Raw genomic sequence first — 14,586 nt, 5'->3', positions numbered from 1 at the left:
AGCCCGGTACGACAACTTTCGTCGTGCCGGATCCGTGCCTCATGCTGGAGCCATGAATCCGCGCATGCAGAGCAACGCCCTGGCGACCGCGGCCGTCTCCTACGTCGGCTACACGGCGGTGATGCTCGTATTGGAACGACGCATGCGCCGTACCGGCGGGCCGGGGATCATTCCGTTTGAGTTGGCCGGCAGCGCATCTCGGGCTCAGGCCATGATGAATCGCTGGGGCGAAGACGGCCGGCGCGCCGCCCGGCTGTCCCTGTGGCTGGACTTCGGCTACATGGCGACCTACGGCGCGCTTGTTGCGCTACTGATCGACCGGGCACGCCGGCGGCGCGGCCACCCGGCCATCCTGCCCGCCGCGGCGATCGTCGCCGTAGCCGCCGATGCGGCCGAAGGGGTTTCGCTGCTGAAGGTGCTCGACGGCGCCGAGATTGCCGTGCACGCGCGGCGCGCCAGGAGCGCAGCCCTGATCAAGTTCGCGATGCTGGTGGGATCGCTGGGTTACGTCGCGCGAGCATTCGCCAAGGCCGTCGTCGGCTAGTTGTGATGTCCAGGGAGGTTGGTCAGTCTGGTGACTGGTGGCTTGCCTGCGATGGCGGAGTGGGCTCGATGGAAATTGTAGAAGTGCAGCCAGCCCGCTAAAGCGGTGTCGCGTTCTTTAGTGGACTGGTAGTGACGGGCGTAGGCCCAACCGTCGGCCATGGTGCGATGGAATCTCTCGATCTTTCCGTTGGTTTGCGGCCGGTACGGGCGGGTCCGCTTCGGAGTGACGCGCAACTCGGCACAGGCGTCACGCCACGCGAAGGATCGGTAGGCCGATCCGTTGTCTAAGAGCACCCGTTCGACGACGACCCCGCACTCGGCGAACCACGCGACTGCGCGCTGCAGCACGGCGACGGCCGTCGCGGCCTTCTCATCGGTACAGATCTCGGCGTAAGCCATCCGAGAGTGATCGTCGATCACGGTGTGTACGAACGCGATTCCGATCTTCGGGCGGTAATTCGTCGAGATGCCACCGCGTTCCCCGGTGCGGTGGCCGGTGGCGATGGCGTTGCGTTTGCTTTGTTCTCGACTCAGGAATCTGTGACCGCCACCGTCGGGGATGTTGGCGAACTTGGTGACGTCGACGTGGATCAACGCGCCGGGATGGGGATGTTCGTAGCGGCGCAGCGGTTCGCCGGTGACGCGGTCGATGTGGGATAGCCGGTTGATGCGGCACCGGGTCAGTACCGCGTGCACAGTGGAGGCCGGCACCCCCAAGCGCCCGCCGATCTGCACCGGCCCGAGCCGCTTGCGCCATCGCAGATCCACGATCCGGCGCATCAGCGCCGGTGCGGTCCTGGTGGGGCTGACGTGCGGACGTGAGCTGCGGTCGGCCATCCCGGCGGGCCCCTCGGCGCGGAACCGATCGGCCCACTTCTTGGCGGTTCGCGGGGCGACCATGAACATCTTCGCCGCCGCCGCGTAGGTCCAACCGGACTCGACGACGAGTCTGGCGAGCCTCAATCGAGCGCGCGGGGTCAGTGCAGCGTTAGCGTGGGACACGAAGGCCTCCTGGTTGATGAAGCGGTTCCTAGACAGCTCCACTTCACAACCGGAGGCCTTCCCTGTCACACAGACTCACCGATAACGGGAGAAACAACCTCCCTGGACATCACACCTAGTCCATCAGCCGGGCGGCGACCGTCGCCCCGAGTTCCCAGCACGCCTGCAGCTCGTCCTTGCCCGGCTTACCCGAAACCACCACGGTCTCAGCGGCTTTCGTCCACCCCAGGCCGGTCGTGATGGTGTTGACGGCACGCTGGGCGCCCTCGGTGCCCTCGTTGCCGTGCAGGTACAGCCCGAACGGCCGGCCGCGGGTGGAGTCGAGCAGCTGGTAGTACGCGCAGTCGAAGGCGTGCTTGAGCGCCCCCGAGATGTAGCCGAGGTTGGCCGGGGTGCCCAGCAGATAGCCGTCCGCGGCCAGCATCTCGGCGGGCGAGACCATCAGCGCGGGACGGCGCAGTACCTCCACGCCCTCGATCTCGGGGTCGGTGGCACCGGAGAGCACCGCCTCGAACATCTCGTGGGTGTGCGGCGACGGCGTGTGGTGCACGATCAGCAGCGTCTTGGTCATCAGCCGCCGTGTCTCTCTCGCTGTAGTCCCCAAGCGGTCTTCATGGCTTCCCGCGCGCGCCGGCGGTCCCCCGCGTAGTCGTAGGCGCGGGCCAGCCGGTACCAGCGCCGCCAGTCGTCCGGCTCGGCCTGGACCTCGGCGCGCACGGTGGCGAACATCGCGTCGGCCGCGTCGCGCTCGATGCGGCCGGACGGCCGCCGAGGCAACGCACTGACGTCGAGCTCCATGCCGTCCGCGGCGGCCAGCCGGGCGAGCTTTTGGTGGGCGAACCCGGCGCGCAGGGTGGCGATCATCGCCCACAGCCCGACACCGGGCAGGACCAACACCGCCACCCCGAGGCCGATCGCGGCGGGCCGGCCCGAACCGATCATCGCGATCGCCAGATGGCCCAGCAGCACGAAGTACGTCACCATTGCCGCGCACAGGAAGGCGATGAGCAGCTGGATGCGCAGCGTCTTGGTCATTGCAGATTGAGCAGCGGCTCGATGCCGATCGTCAGGCCGGGGTGTTCGTGAATGTGCCGGACCGCCAACAGCACTCCCGGGACGAAGGAGGTGCGGTCGATGCTGTCGTGGCGGATGGTCAGCGTCTCGCCCTCGGTGCCGAACAGGATCTCCTGGTGGGCGACCAGCCCGGCCAGGCGCACGGAGTGCACCGGGATGCCGTCGACGTCGGCGCCGCGGGCGCCGGGCAGGCTGGTGCTGGTCGCATCGGGGTTGGGCGGCAATCCTTTTCGTGACTCGGCGATCAGCTTGGCGGTGCGCGCCGCGGTGCCTGACGGCGCGTCGGCCTTGTGCGGGTGGTGTAGCTCGATCACCTCGACCGAGTCGAAGAAGGGCGCGGCCTGCTTGGCGAAATGCATCGACAGCACCGCCCCGATCGCGAAGTTCGGCGCAATCAGCACCGACGTCTTCGGGCTGTCGCCCAACCACGCCTGGACCTGTGCGACGCGCTCGGGGGTGAAGCCGGTGGTGCCGACCACGGCGTGAATCCCGTTGTCGATCAAGAACTCCAGGTTGTCCATCACCACGCCGGGGTGGGTGAAGTCGATGACGGCCTCGGTCTTGCCCTCGGTGAGCAAGCTCAGCGGGTCGCCGGCGTCCACCTCCGCGGACAGGGTCAAGTCCTCGGCGGCCTGCACCGCGGCCACCATCGTGGACCCCACCTTGCCCTTAGCTCCCAGTACGCCCACTCGCATGGTCTTCACCCTAGACGGAGGCCGTCGGCGTGCCTATGGACGGTTAGGCACCCGCCCGAGACGAGCGCCGGCGAGGATCAGTGGTACGGGCAGAACATGTCTTCGGCGAGGCTGATCATGGTGGTGACGTCGGAGAAGTTCACGCCTTTGGGGCCCAGGGTGCCGTGAATGTCCTGGGCAAGCGCGTCCTGCGAGAAATCATTCCAGCGATCGATGCAGATTTGGTGGCCCATGTTGACGATGTCAGCGTCCTCCTGAGGCGACGGCCAATTGAAGCCGAGGCCGCGCAGTCTGTTCAGGAAGTCGACATCGTGGGGGGTGATGGCGGAGGCGGTCCCGGCGGTACAGAGCAGGACAGCACCGGCCATCAGCGGCGTGACGATCCTGGCCGGCCAGCGAGGTGAAGCCATTCGACGCGTCTCCTTCTTCGTGGGTGCCGACATTGTGCGGGGGCAAAGCGGCACGTACATGAAGACCAGCGAAATAGTCGGCTTTTCGGTTACTTCTTGAACCGCCCGGCGAAAGCGCGAAGCGGCAGGTCCGCACTGGTGATCAGGCCCGGCCGCGCCGCCACCACCGACCTGATCGCCGCCAGGGCGGGCATGCCGGTGACGGTCATGCCGATGGAGGCGAAGTTGTCCGGATTGGACAGGTCGACGCCCGGCCTGGGGAAGATCATGTGCTTGTTGTAGACGCACGGGTCGCCCTTGATCTGAGTGATGTAGCAGCCCTTGATGTCCCAGTGCGGGTCGGTGTGCGGCGTCATCTGCCACTCCAAGTGCGTCTCGACGCGCGGCACCCCGTCCACCATGCCCTGATATCTGATGTAGTTTCCGCCGAGCGATCCCTTGGGCAGGAGGTACCAGCCCAGGTCGACGTCCTTGGTGCAGGCGCCCAGCTCGTAGCTGAATTTGACCTCGTCGAGCGGCAGGTCGAAGCAGTCGGCCATCATCAGCACGCTGTCGGCGAAGACGCGGGTGTACTTTTCCAACTTCGACGGGATCGACGGATCGTCGACCGGCAGGCCGTAGCCCACCTCGATCCAGGTGTCCTTGGAGTGGTGACACGACACATCGACGGACTCGATGGTGGTGACGTTTTCGATGTCGGCGACGTCGGCCGAGCACACTACGCCGAGGATCTGGTTGAGCCCCGGGTTCATTCCCGTGCCGTAAAAGGTCGCGCCACCCTTGGCACACGCCTCGGCCAGCAGCTGGCTGACCCGCTTGCCGGACGGGTGCGGGTGGTTGATGTCGCGGTGCCAGCCGGTGATCCAGTCGGCGGTGGTGACGATGTCGATGCCCGCCTCGAGCACCTTGACATAGAGGTCCTCGTCGGGGAACACACCGTGGAATGTCAGCACGTCCGGCCTGGCGGCGATGATCTCATCGACGGTCCCGGTGAACTTCACCCCGTTGGCGTCCAGGCCGGCGAACTCGCCGGTGTCCTTGCCGACCTTCTCGGCCGAATAGGCATGCACGCCAATCAGTTCGAGGTCTGGCTGGGTCGCGATCCGCCTGATCATCTCCGTGCCGACGTTTCCGCTTCCGACCTGGAACACGCGAACGGGCGCAGCGGGTGCGTTCATTCGTCTCCGCCTTTCTGAGCTGCGGCATACACGTCGGCGGCGGCGGCGCCGCCCGCCAGGACAGAACTGTCGTCGGGATAGAATTGCTTGGCCCACTTGCGAATTGCCGTGAAGCCCGCGTACTCGTCGGTGGCCAGCGCGGGGGGATCCGAGTAGCGCTGGTGGCGCCAGATTTCGATATCCTGCTCGAACTGCCGGATGACCTCGCGGCCGAACTCGGCCGCCTTGGCCTCGGCGCGAACGGGATCCTTGTGCGCCGTACGGCCGATGTAGACCATGAAACGTACGTCGGAGGTGAACTCGTCGACCGGGGTGATCGCCGAGATGGTGCGGTTGTCGATCATTCCCCAGCTCTTGGTAACCGCGACGCCCAGACCGCCGTTGATGGCCTCGACGCCGCTGTTGACGTCCTCGATCGACTGAGCGTCGTCGCCCTCGAAGGTGATGGTGAAGTCGACGAACGACACCGGTTCGCCGAAGTCGTGGCGGGTGAAGACCGGCACGATCGGGGTGTTGTGCACGTACTTGAAATGCGCGAAGTCCACCCCGTTTTCGAGCACGTACTGCGGATGCAATTCCAGGCCCGCGCGGTACAGCCGCTGCTGGGGGTAGTAGCCGTCGGCGCTGCCGCCGTCGGCGAACGCGGCGAACACGTCCGGGACGTCGAAGTACGGATCGCGACCCTGCGCGTCGTGCCAGATGTAGACCGACTCGTTGCGCTCCACCACGGGATAGGTCCGCATGCGGCGGCCGCGGTTGGGGCGGTCCTGGTACGGGATGCAGACGTTGCGGCCCTGGGCGCTCCACTGCCAGCCGTGGAACGGGCATTGCAGCACCTCGCCCACGACCTTGCCGCCGTAACCCAGGTGCGCGCCCAGATGTTCGCAGTAGGCGTTCATCACCGTCAGCTGGCCGGACTCGGCACGCCAGGCGACCATCTCCTGGTCGAAGTACTTCATCTTGTGCACGTCGCCGGCGCCGATCTCGGCCGACCAGGCGACCTGGAACCATCCCGTCGGTTTCATCGACAACGGCGGCTTAGCCATCCGAGCTTCCCTCCACGGGTAGGAATCATAGGCGGCATCTCCCCGAAATCAAAGTACCCTCTATGAAACCTGCAGAACCGTTAGGCTGGGCGAATGACTCGGCAGGCTGGCGAGGCCGGAATCGCCGGCCGGCGCCCCAATCGGCGCGGCAGCGCGACGCGCGAAAGCATGCTCGAGGCTGCGCTGCGGTCGCTGGCCTCCGGCGAACCGGGCTCGGTTTCGGCCAACCGGATTGCCAAGGAGATCGGCGCCACCTGGGGCGCCGTGCAGTACCAGTTCGGCGACACCGATGGTTTCTGGGCCGCGGTGCTGCACCGCACCGCCGAGCGGCGCGCCGCGACGTTCTCGACACTTGGACCGGTGCGCCCCGATGCGCCCCTGCGCGAGCGCGTCGGCGCCATCATCGACACCCTCTACAACGGACTGGCGTCGTCGGATTCGCGCGCGATCGAAAACTTGCGGGCCGCCCTTCCCCGCGACCCGGGCGAACTCGAACGGCTCTACCCGCGCACCGCCGCCGAGTTGTTCTCCTGGGGCAAAAGCTGGCTGGAAACCTGTCAGAGCGCCTTCGCCGGCCTCGACGTCGATCCGGAACGCGTGCGCGAGGTCGCCGCACTCATCCCGGGCGCGATGCGGGGCCTGGTGTCCGAGCGGCAGCTGGGCTCCTACGCGGACCTGGAGCTGGCCCGGCGCGGCCTGACCAACGCCCTGGCGGCGTATCTGGGACACTCCCAGGTGTGAAGTCGAGCGGCGTCAAGATCCGACGGGCCCAACCGAAGGAATTCGCGAAAGTCGCAGACATGCACTTCCCGGTGTGGAAGCAGTCCTGGGCCGGAATCATCGAGGACTACCTGCTCGATGTGATGGCAACGCCGAAATGGTGGGCCGAGGTCAAATATCCCGAGGCGGTGAACCGTCCGGGCTGGGGCCTGTGGATTGCCGAGGCGCGCAACAAGATCCTCGGCATGATGATCTGCGGACCCGACGGCACTATTGCCGACACCCTGCGGCTCGAGGCCCTCTACACCGCCGAGGAAGCGCAAAAACTCGGCATCGGAGCCCGCTTGCTCAGCAAGGCGGTGCGCACCAACCCGTCGAACGACGTGATTCTGTGGTGCGCCGAAAAGAACCATAAGGCGCGCGAGTTCTACGAGAACCGCGGTTTCCAGCTCGACGGCCGCAGCTACATCTGGACGCCACTGTCCGGCATCAAGGTGCCCCACATCGGCTATCGGCGAGATCGATCGACGCCCCTGGACTGAGCGCCCCGGCGCGCTCAGGTCTGCGAACCGCCGGTATCGGGTTCGTGACCGACCGGCGATCGAGCGTCCCGCCAGACCTAGATCGGCGCGGCCCCGCGCAGGTGCTCGAAGATCAGCGATGTCTGGGTGCCGGCGACATCGGCGTCGGCGTTGAGGTTTTCGACGACGAACGAGCGCAGGTCTTCGGTGTCGCGAGCCGCGACATGCAGGATGAAGTCGTCTGCGCCGGCGAGGAAATAGACGTCGCGCACCTGCCGCCGGCTCCGGATCTGCTGGATGAAGCTGCGGATCTTGCCGCGCGCGCCGGACTGCAGGCTGACCGAAATCATTGCCTGCAAGGGCAATCCGACCGCGACCGGGTCGATGTCGGTGTAGAAGCCGCGGATGACGCCGAGGTCGACCAGGCGTCGGACTCGGCCATGACAGGTCGACGGCGCGATGCCGATCGCCTCGGCCAGGGCGTTGTTGGTGATCCGCGCGTCGGCGTGCAGCAGCCCCAGGATGCGCCGGTCCACGTCGTCGAGATCGGCCGGCCGAACATCCTTCGGCGGCTCAGCGAATTCCGTGGCGATTTCCGTCGAACTATCGTCCATATCCCCAATTTAGCGAATTATTGTCATAATATTTGCGATTTCTTCGAACTTTCTTCACACTTGTTGCATGCGCGTCGGCATCCCTACCGAAACGAAGAACAACGAATTCCGGGTGGCGATCACCCCGGCCGGAGTGGCCGAGCTGACCCGCCGCGGCCACGAGGTGCTGGTGCAGGCGGGCGCCGGAGACGGTTCGGCGATCCCCGACGCGGAGTTCAAGGCGGCCGGTGCCCAGCTGGCCGACACCGCCGGCGAAGTGTGGGCCGAAGCCGACCTGCTGCTCAAGGTCAAGGAGCCGATCCCGAGCGAATACTCCCGGCTGCGCCGCGGGCAAGTGTTGTTCACCTACCTGCATCTGGCCGCATCCCGCGCCTGCACCGAGGCGCTATTATCTTCCGGCGCAACAGCAATCGCCTATGAGACCGTCCAGACCGCCGAAGGCGCGCTGCCGTTGCTCGCGCCGATGAGCGAGGTCGCCGGGCGGCTGTCGGCTCAGGTCGGGGCCTATCACCTGATGCGCACGCACGGCGGGCGCGGCGTGCTGATGGGCGGGGTGCCCGGCGTCAAGCCCGCCGACGTCGTCGTCATCGGCGGCGGCACCGCCGGCTACAACGCCGCCCGAATTGCCGGCGGCATGGGGGCCAGCGTGATGGTCTTCGACGTCAACATCGGCAAGCTTCGGTTGCTCGACGCCGAGTTCGGCGGTCGCATCCAGACTCGCTATTCGTCGGCCTACGAGCTGGAGGGCGCCGTCAAGCGCGCCGACCTGGTGATCGGTGCCGTCCTGGTGCCCGGCGCCAAAGCACCGACGCTGATCTCGAATTCGCTTGTCGCGCATATGAAGTCCGGTGCGGTACTGGTCGACATCGCCATCGATCAGGGCGGATGCTTCGAAGACTCACGGCCCACCACCCACGACGACCCGACCTTCGCCGTGCACGACACCTTGTTCTACTGCGTGGCGAACATGCCCAGCGCCGTACCGAAGACCGCGACCGTTGCCCTGACGAACGCGACCATGCCGTATGTGCTCAAGCTCGCCGACCACGGCTGGCAGGCTGCCTGCCGGTCGGATCCCGCACTGACCAAAGGACTTTCGACGCATGAAGGCGCACTGTTGTCCGAGCAGGTGGCCGCGGATTTGGGTTTGCCTTTCACCGAGCCTGGTGGCGTGCTGCGCTGACGCTCAACCGGTCAGCCAGCCCAGCACCGCCGCGGTCACGTCGGCGATCAACGGGCCCAGCCCGTCGGCGTCGGGGTTCGACGACGCCGAGCGCGTCATGAGCGACAACAGCACCCGCTGGCCGGCCGGTCCGTAGGCGATGCCGACGTCGTTGGTGCTGCCGTAGCTGCCGGTGCCGGTCTTGTCGGCGGTGGTCCACCCCGCCGGCAGGCCGGCGCGCATGGTCGAGGTGACGTTGCCGCGCATCCAGTCCTCCAGCTGACTGCGATGCGCGTCGTCGAGAACCGTTCCGGTGAGCAGTTTTTGGATCCCGCCGCCCAGGGCTCGCGGAGTGCTGGTGTCGCGAAGGTCGCCGGGGATCGCAGAGTTCAAGTCGGGCTCCCAGCGATCCAGCCGGGTGCGGTCGTCGCCGACGGAGCGGGCGAAGTCGGTGATGGCCTGCGGCCCGCCGATCTCCCGCAACAGCAGGTTCGCCGCGACATTGTCGCTGCGCTGCAACGCGGCCGCGCACAGCTGCGCGAGCGGCAGGGTGCTGCCGGCGTGCGGCGCGGTCACCGGAGAGTAGGGCAGCAGCCCCGACGGATCGATGAAGACCGGTTGCTGTAGCTCCAATTCGCCGCGCTGCGCTTTTTGCAGCACACATGCGGCGGTGTAGGCCTTGAACGTAGAGCACATCGCGAACGGGTCGTCGGCGCGGTGCGCGCACGTGCGTCCGGACGCGATGTCGGTTGCGAAGAGCCCTACGTACGCGTTGTAGCGGCGCTCCCATTCGCCGAGGCGGTCGTCTGCGGGATCGGCGGCGGCGCGCCCGCAGGCGCTCAGCGCCGAAATCGCCATGGTGCCCAACAACATTCGCCGCCGTGACAGATCAGACACGATACGTCAGTCGGTAGCCGCGAGGCTCGCGACGATATCGGCGACCGGCCCGGTCTGCGCCTCCTGAAAGGACGTTCCGGCCCAGAGGTTCATTCCGTTGGGGTCCTCCCAGGCAGTGGCCGCCTCCCGGATCGGGAGCGTCATGTGATTGACCTCAGGGTAGCCCAGCGGCGCGATGGTGTCGAACAGCCGGATGAATTCGTTCTCCAAGCCGCGGGCGTAGCGGCCCGAGAACGCGCGCGTGACAATCGTCTTGGCGAACAGCTGGTTCTTCATGGCAGTGCGTTGCGCGGTGGTGGTGTTGGCCTCGTCGCTGAGCAGCAGCGCGGTGCCGACCTGTGCGGCCACCGCTCCCCTGCGTAGCACGCCCGCGACGTCCTCGGCGGTGCCCAGCCCGCCGGCGGCGATAATCGGCACGTCGCGGTGGTTCCGGTGGATCTTGTCGATCAGTTGATGCAGCGACTCGGTGCCGGGTTCCATGTCCGGCGCGAAGGTCGCGCGGTGTCCGCCGGCGTCGGGTCCCTGGACCACCAGGCTGTCGGCGCCGGCGGCGACGGCGATGCCCGCCTCGTAGGCCGACGTCACGGTGATCATCACCAGTAGCCCTTGCGCGCCCAACCGCCGGATCACATCCGGTGACGGCACACCGAAGGTGAACGACACCAGCTCCGGACGCAGATCGCAGACGACGTCGAGCTTGCGTTCCCAGTCGTCGTCGTCGCCGTGCTCGGGCTGGCCGACCGCCACCTGGTAGTGGTCGGCGATGCCCTCGAGCTCGTAGGCGTAATAGTTCAGCTGCACCCAGTCGGCGACACTGGGTTGCGGCACAAGCAGGTTGACGCCGAGCGGGCCGGTGGTGGCGGCGCGCGCCGCGGCGACGTCCTCGGCGAATCTGTCGGCGCTCAGGTACCCGCCGGGGACGAAGCCGAGCCCGCCCGCGTTGGACACCGCGGCCGCCAGCGCCGGGCTACCGGGTCCGCCGGACATCGGCGCGCCCACGATGGGCACCATGATGTCCCAAAAGCCCAGTACCATGCGGTTAAGATACCATCGCCCGAAGTTGTTGGGGCAGCGACCGTTTCGAGGCATACGGACCCACGATCGCCGCACCATAGCGTTGGCTCAGCAACCGGCGGGCCACCGCGTTGACCTCCTCGACGGTCACGTCGTCGATCCGCTGCAGGGTCTGCTCGATGCTGCGGTGTTTGCCGTAGTTGAGCTCGTTGCGCCCGATGCGGCTCATCCGGGAGCTGGAATCCTCCAGCCCGAGGACCAGCCCGCCGCGCAACGAGCCTTTGGCGATGCGGCATTCGGCGTCACTGATGCCGTCGCGAACCACCGATTCGAGTACCTTGCCGGTCACCTTCATGACCTCGGCGAACCGCTCCGGCTGGCACGCGGCATACACCGACAACGCCCCGCTATCGGCGAAAATGTCCAGCGCCGAGTACACCGAGTAGGCCAGCCCGCGCAGTTCGCGGACCTCTTGGAACAGCCGGGAACTTAGGCCGCCACCCAGCGCGGTGTTGAGCACCGCCAGCGCCCAGCGGTGTTCCCACCCGCGCCCGGGCGTATGAACGCCCAGCGACACGTGGGTCTGCTCGGCGTCGCGGTTGGCCAGGGCCAGCGTCGGTCTTCCGTTGACCCGCCCGGTCGTCTTGCGCGGCGCGATGGGCTGGCGGCCGCGTACCAGGTGCGACCCGAAGTGCTCGCGCACCAGCGCGACCACCCCGTCGTGGTCGACGTTGCCGGCCACCGCGACGACCATCCGCTCCGGCGTGTAGCGCCGCACATGAAACGAGTGCAGCTGGGTTCGGGTCATCGCCGACACGGACTGCGCGCTGCCGATCACCGGCCGGCCGACCGGGTGGTTGCCGAACAGCGCACCCAGAAACATGTCGCCCAGCGCGTCCTCCGGGTCGTCGTCGCGCATCGCGATTTCCTCGAGCACGACATCGCGCTCGAGCTCGACGTCGGCGGCCGCGCAGCGGCCGTTGAGCACGACGTCGGCGACCAGGTCCACGGCCAGCTCCAGGTCGCTGTCCAGCACGTGGGCGTAGTAGCAGGTGTGTTCCTTGGCGGTGAACGCGTTCAGCTCGCCCCCGACGGCGTCCATCGCCTGAGCGATCTGGACGGCAGTACGGGTCGGCGTCGATTTGAACAGCAGATGCTCCAGGAAGTGCGCCGCCCCGGCCACCGTGGCGCCCTCGTCGCGCGATCCGACACCGACCCAGACGCCGACCGAGGCCGACCGCACCGCAGGCAGGAACTCGGTGACCACCCGCAGGCCGCCCGGCAGCGTGGTACGGCGCAGAGCCGTGTGGTGTTCGGATTTCGCTGCCACGGGGTGGGCGCCCCGCCGCAGCGCGGGATCAGCTGCTGGCCTTCTAGGCTGGGCTGGCGGCATCGGCTGGTGCGGCCTCCGGAGAATCGGCTGCGGGCGCGGCTCCGTTGTCGGCCCCGCCCTCCTCGGCGACCAGGACCAGGGAGATCTTGCCGCGCTTGTCGATGTCGGCGATCTCCACGCGCAGCTTGTCGCCGACGTTCACCACGTCCTCGACCTTGGCGATGCGCTTGCCCCTGCCGAGCTTCGAGATGTGCACCAGACCGTCACGCCCCGGCAGCAACGACACGAACGCACCGAAATCCGTTGTCTTGACCACGGTTCCGAGGAAGCGCTCGCCAACCGTCGGCAGCTGCGGGTTGGCGATGGCATTGATCCGGTCGATCGCGGCCTGCGCCGAGGGACCGTTGGTGGCACCGACGAACACGGTGCCGTCGTCCTCGATGGAGATCTGCGCGCCGGTCTCCTCGGTGATGGAGTTGATCATCTTGCCCTTGGGACCGATGACCTCACCGATCTTGTCGACCGGGACCTTGATGGTGGTCACCACCGGCGCGTACGGGCTCATCTCGTCGGGTGCGTCGATGGCCTCGGCCATGACCTCGAGGATGGTCAGCCGGGCGTCCTTGGCCTGCGCCAGCGCGCCCGCCAGCACCTGCGACGGGATGCCGTCGAGCTTGGTGTCCAGCTGCAGCGCGGTGACGTAGTCCTTAGTGCCGGCGCACTTGAAGTCCATGTCGCCGAACGCGTCCTCGGCGCCCAGGATGTCGGTGAGGGTGACGAAGCGGCGCTCCGTCTTGCCGTCCACCTCGACGTCGTCGGAGACCAGGCCCATTGCGATGCCGGCCACCGGCGCCTTGAGCGGAACCCCGGCATTGAGCAGCGCGAGCGTGGACGCACACACCGATCCCATCGACGTCGAGCCGTTGGAGCCGAGCGCTTCGGAGACCTGACGGATGGCGTACGGGAACTCCTCGACACTGGGCAGCACGGGAATCAGCGCCCGCTCGGCCAGCGCGCCATGCCCGATCTCGCGCCGCTTCGGCGAGCCGACGCGGCCCGTCTCACCGGTGGAGAACGGCGGGAAGTTGTAGTGATGCATGTACCGCTTGGAGGTCTCCGGCCCCAGCGAGTCGATCTGCTGGGCCATCTTGACCATGTCCAGGGTGGTCACACCCAGGATCTGGGTCTCGCCCCGCTCGAACAGCGCGCTGCCGTGCGCGCGCGGCACGACCGCGACCTCGGCGGACAGCGCCCGGATGTCGGTGATGCCGCGGCCGTCGACGCGGAAGTGGTCGGTCAGGATGCGCTGGCGCACCAGCTTCTTGGTCAGCGCCCGGAACGCCGCGCTGACCTCTTTCTCCCGGCCCTCGTAGGTCTCGGCGAGCCGCGCGACCACCTCGGCCTTGAGCTCGTCGGTGCGCGCGTCGCGCTCGGCCTTGCCGCCGATGGTCAGCGCCTTGGCAAGCTCGTCGGTGGCCACCGAGGCGACCGCGTAGTACACGTCCTCCTGGTAGTCCGGGAACGTCGGAAAGTCGCCGACGGGCTTGGCGGCTGCATCGGCCAGCTCCTGCTGGGCGGTACACAGCGCGTCGATGAACGGCTTGGCTGCCTCCAGGCCTTCGGCCACAACGGTTTCCGTCGGCGCCTGGGCGCCGCCCTCGACCAGTGCGATGACCTTTTCGGTGGCCTCGGCCTCGACCATCATGATCGCGACGTCTTTTTGGTCGCCTTCGCCGACCTTGCGGCCGGCGACAACCATGTCGAACACGGCGCGCTCGAGCTGCTCGACGGTCGGGAATGCGACCCACTGGCCGTCGATCAGCGCGACCCGCACGCCCCCGATGGGACCGGAGAACGGCAGCCCGCTGATCTGAGTCGAGGCCGACGCGGCGTTGATCGCCAGCACGTCGTACAGGTCGTTGGGATCCAGGCTCAGGATCGTCACCACGACCTGGATCTCGTTGCGCAGCCCGGAGACAAACGACGGCCGCAGCGGGCGGTCGATCAGCCGACAGGTCAGGATGGCGTCGGTGGAGGGGCGGCCCTCGCGACGGAAGAACGAGCCGGGGATGCGGCCGGCGGCGTACATCCGCTCTTCGACGTCGACCGTCAGCGGGAAGAAGTCGAAGTGCTCCTTGGGTGACTTGCTGGCGGTGGTCGCCGACAGCAGCATGTTCTCGTCGTCCAGATAGGCGACTACGGATCCGGCGGCCTGCAGGGCGAGCCGGCCGGTTTCGAAACGGATGGTGCGGGTACCAAAGGTCCCATTGTCGATGGTGGCGGTCGCTTCGAACACGCCTTGTTCAATTTCAGCTACAGACATAGGTGTCCGTACGGCCTCTCTCGAGTTATTCAGCTTTTTCGCGCGTCCATG

16 protein-coding genes are annotated in these 14,586 nt (G+C 67.2%); 4 read left to right on the top strand and 12 right to left on the bottom strand.

The window, feature by feature from the left end:
* The first annotated feature begins 52 nt into the window (after window positions 1-52).
* Complete coding sequence (locus tag MSG_RS08705; protein WP_096438832.1) at window positions 53-544, top strand: hypothetical protein; 492 nt, start codon at window positions 53-55, stop codon at window positions 542-544.
* On the opposite strand, the gene MSG_RS08700 is transcribed toward MSG_RS08705, so the two are convergent.
* From MSG_RS08700 to MSG_RS08670, 7 genes are all read right to left on the bottom strand, one after another.
* Entirely contained in the window at window positions 541-1,548 is a 1,008-nt protein-coding gene (locus tag MSG_RS08700; RefSeq protein ID WP_118915833.1) for an IS481 family transposase, read from the bottom strand. The two genes, MSG_RS08705 and MSG_RS08700, sit on opposite strands and share 4 nt — an antisense overlap.
* Window positions 1,549-1,663: 115 nt before the next feature.
* The gene (locus tag MSG_RS08695) at window positions 1,664-2,119 is read right to left on the bottom strand and encodes a flavodoxin family protein (RefSeq protein ID WP_096438828.1); all 456 of its coding nucleotides are present in this window, start codon (window positions 2,117-2,119) and stop codon (window positions 1,664-1,666) included.
* Complete coding sequence (locus MSG_RS08690; protein WP_096438826.1) at window positions 2,119-2,583, bottom strand: hypothetical protein; 465 nt, start codon at window positions 2,581-2,583, stop codon at window positions 2,119-2,121. The genes MSG_RS08695 and MSG_RS08690 overlap by 1 nt, the downstream gene beginning before the upstream one ends.
* Entirely contained in the window at window positions 2,580-3,317 is a 738-nt protein-coding gene (gene dapB, locus MSG_RS08685; protein ID WP_096444244.1) for a 4-hydroxy-tetrahydrodipicolinate reductase, read from the bottom strand. The genes MSG_RS08690 and dapB overlap by 4 nt, the downstream gene beginning before the upstream one ends.
* 77 nt (window positions 3,318-3,394) lie before the next feature.
* A complete protein-coding gene (locus MSG_RS08680; RefSeq protein ID WP_162899176.1) occupies window positions 3,395-3,727 on the bottom strand; it encodes a DUF732 domain-containing protein in 333 nt (110 codons plus the stop codon).
* An 89-nt stretch (window positions 3,728-3,816) separates the two neighbouring features.
* A complete protein-coding gene (locus MSG_RS08675) occupies window positions 3,817-4,905 on the bottom strand; it encodes an NAD(P)H-dependent amine dehydrogenase family protein (protein WP_096438822.1) in 1,089 nt (362 codons plus the stop codon).
* The gene (locus tag MSG_RS08670; RefSeq protein WP_096438820.1) at window positions 4,902-5,951 is read right to left on the bottom strand and encodes a Rieske 2Fe-2S domain-containing protein; all 1,050 of its coding nucleotides are present in this window, start codon (window positions 5,949-5,951) and stop codon (window positions 4,902-4,904) included. Before MSG_RS08670 ends, MSG_RS08675 begins: the two co-directional genes overlap by 4 nt.
* Before the next feature lie 168 nt (window positions 5,952-6,119).
* Between MSG_RS08670 and MSG_RS08665 the strand changes: the two genes are divergently transcribed.
* Both MSG_RS08665 and MSG_RS08660 read left to right on the top strand, forming a co-directional pair.
* A complete protein-coding gene (locus MSG_RS08665) occupies window positions 6,120-6,692 on the top strand; it encodes a TetR/AcrR family transcriptional regulator (protein WP_096444242.1) in 573 nt (190 codons plus the stop codon).
* Window positions 6,689-7,213, top strand: a complete 525-nt coding sequence (locus MSG_RS08660) for a GNAT family N-acetyltransferase (protein ID WP_232011196.1) — start codon at window positions 6,689-6,691, stop codon at window positions 7,211-7,213. The genes MSG_RS08665 and MSG_RS08660 overlap by 4 nt, the downstream gene beginning before the upstream one ends.
* A gap of 77 nt (window positions 7,214-7,290) precedes the next feature.
* Here the strand turns inward: MSG_RS08660 and MSG_RS08655 are convergent, their stop codons facing one another.
* Window positions 7,291-7,806, bottom strand: a complete 516-nt coding sequence (locus tag MSG_RS08655) for an HTH-type transcriptional regulator AldR (protein WP_096438818.1) — start codon at window positions 7,804-7,806, stop codon at window positions 7,291-7,293.
* Window positions 7,807-7,873: 67 nt separating this feature from the next.
* On the opposite strand from MSG_RS08655, the gene ald reads away from it, so the two are divergent.
* Window positions 7,874-8,989, top strand: a complete 1,116-nt coding sequence (ald, locus tag MSG_RS08650; protein ID WP_096438816.1) for an alanine dehydrogenase — start codon at window positions 7,874-7,876, stop codon at window positions 8,987-8,989.
* Between the two features lie 3 nt (window positions 8,990-8,992).
* Here ald and bla read toward each other — a convergent pair whose 3' ends face one another.
* Genes bla through MSG_RS08630 form a run of 4 tightly spaced genes read right to left on the bottom strand, consistent with a single transcriptional unit; the run spans window position 8,993 to window position 14,535 of the window.
* Window positions 8,993-9,865 (bottom strand): class A beta-lactamase, encoded by an 873-nt coding sequence (bla, locus tag MSG_RS08645; RefSeq protein WP_096438814.1) that lies wholly within the window; start codon window positions 9,863-9,865, stop codon window positions 8,993-8,995.
* A gap of 6 nt (window positions 9,866-9,871) precedes the next feature.
* On the bottom strand, window positions 9,872-10,900 hold the full coding sequence (locus tag MSG_RS08640) for a nitronate monooxygenase (protein ID WP_096438812.1): 1,029 nt from the start codon (window positions 10,898-10,900) through the stop codon (window positions 9,872-9,874).
* 4 nt (window positions 10,901-10,904) lie between these two features.
* Window positions 10,905-12,272, bottom strand: coding sequence for a M16 family metallopeptidase (locus MSG_RS08635; RefSeq protein ID WP_096438810.1), 1,368 nt, complete (start codon window positions 12,270-12,272; stop codon window positions 10,905-10,907).
* Entirely contained in the window at window positions 12,253-14,535 is a 2,283-nt protein-coding gene (locus MSG_RS08630) for a polyribonucleotide nucleotidyltransferase (protein WP_162899175.1), read from the bottom strand. Before MSG_RS08630 ends, MSG_RS08635 begins: the two co-directional genes overlap by 20 nt.
* Window positions 14,536-14,586: the final 51 nt, after the last annotated feature.

The sequence above is a fragment of the Mycobacterium shigaense genome (genome assembly GCF_002356315.1).
GTDB classification, from domain to species: domain Bacteria; phylum Actinomycetota; class Actinomycetes; order Mycobacteriales; family Mycobacteriaceae; genus Mycobacterium; species Mycobacterium shigaense.
The sequence above is the reverse complement of the archived record's forward strand: the minus strand, read 5'-3'. Positions and strand labels throughout refer to the sequence as shown.

What these genes read in the sequence shown, in the direction of transcription:
- MSG_RS08705 (WP_096438832.1), top strand. Translation starts at nt 53, where the DNA reads ATGAATCCGCGCATGCAGAGCAACGCCCTGGCGACCGCGGCCGTCTCC.
- MSG_RS08695 (WP_096438828.1), bottom strand. Translation starts at nt 2,119, where the DNA reads ATGACCAAGACGCTGCTGATCGTGCACCACACGCCGTCGCCGCACACC.
- MSG_RS08690 (WP_096438826.1), bottom strand. Translation starts at nt 2,583, where the DNA reads ATGACCAAGACGCTGCGCATCCAGCTGCTCATCGCCTTCCTGTGCGCG.
- dapB (WP_096444244.1), bottom strand. Translation starts at nt 3,317, where the DNA reads ATGCGAGTGGGCGTACTGGGAGCTAAGGGCAAGGTGGGGTCCACGATG.
- MSG_RS08680 (WP_162899176.1), bottom strand. Translation starts at nt 3,727, where the DNA reads ATGGCTTCACCTCGCTGGCCGGCCAGGATCGTCACGCCGCTGATGGCC.
- MSG_RS08675 (WP_096438822.1), bottom strand. Translation starts at nt 4,905, where the DNA reads ATGAACGCACCCGCTGCGCCCGTTCGCGTGTTCCAGGTCGGAAGCGGA.
- MSG_RS08670 (WP_096438820.1), bottom strand. Translation starts at nt 5,951, where the DNA reads ATGGCTAAGCCGCCGTTGTCGATGAAACCGACGGGATGGTTCCAGGTC.
- MSG_RS08665 (WP_096444242.1), top strand. Translation starts at nt 6,120, where the DNA reads ATGCTCGAGGCTGCGCTGCGGTCGCTGGCCTCCGGCGAACCGGGCTCG.
- MSG_RS08655 (WP_096438818.1), bottom strand. Translation starts at nt 7,806, where the DNA reads ATGGACGATAGTTCGACGGAAATCGCCACGGAATTCGCTGAGCCGCCG.
- ald (WP_096438816.1), top strand. Translation starts at nt 7,874, where the DNA reads ATGCGCGTCGGCATCCCTACCGAAACGAAGAACAACGAATTCCGGGTG.
- MSG_RS08640 (WP_096438812.1), bottom strand. Translation starts at nt 10,900, where the DNA reads ATGGTACTGGGCTTTTGGGACATCATGGTGCCCATCGTGGGCGCGCCG.
- MSG_RS08635 (WP_096438810.1), bottom strand. Translation starts at nt 12,272, where the DNA reads ATGCCGCCAGCCCAGCCTAGAAGGCCAGCAGCTGATCCCGCGCTGCGG.
- MSG_RS08630 (WP_162899175.1), bottom strand. Translation starts at nt 14,535, where the DNA reads ATGTCTGTAGCTGAAATTGAACAAGGCGTGTTCGAAGCGACCGCCACC.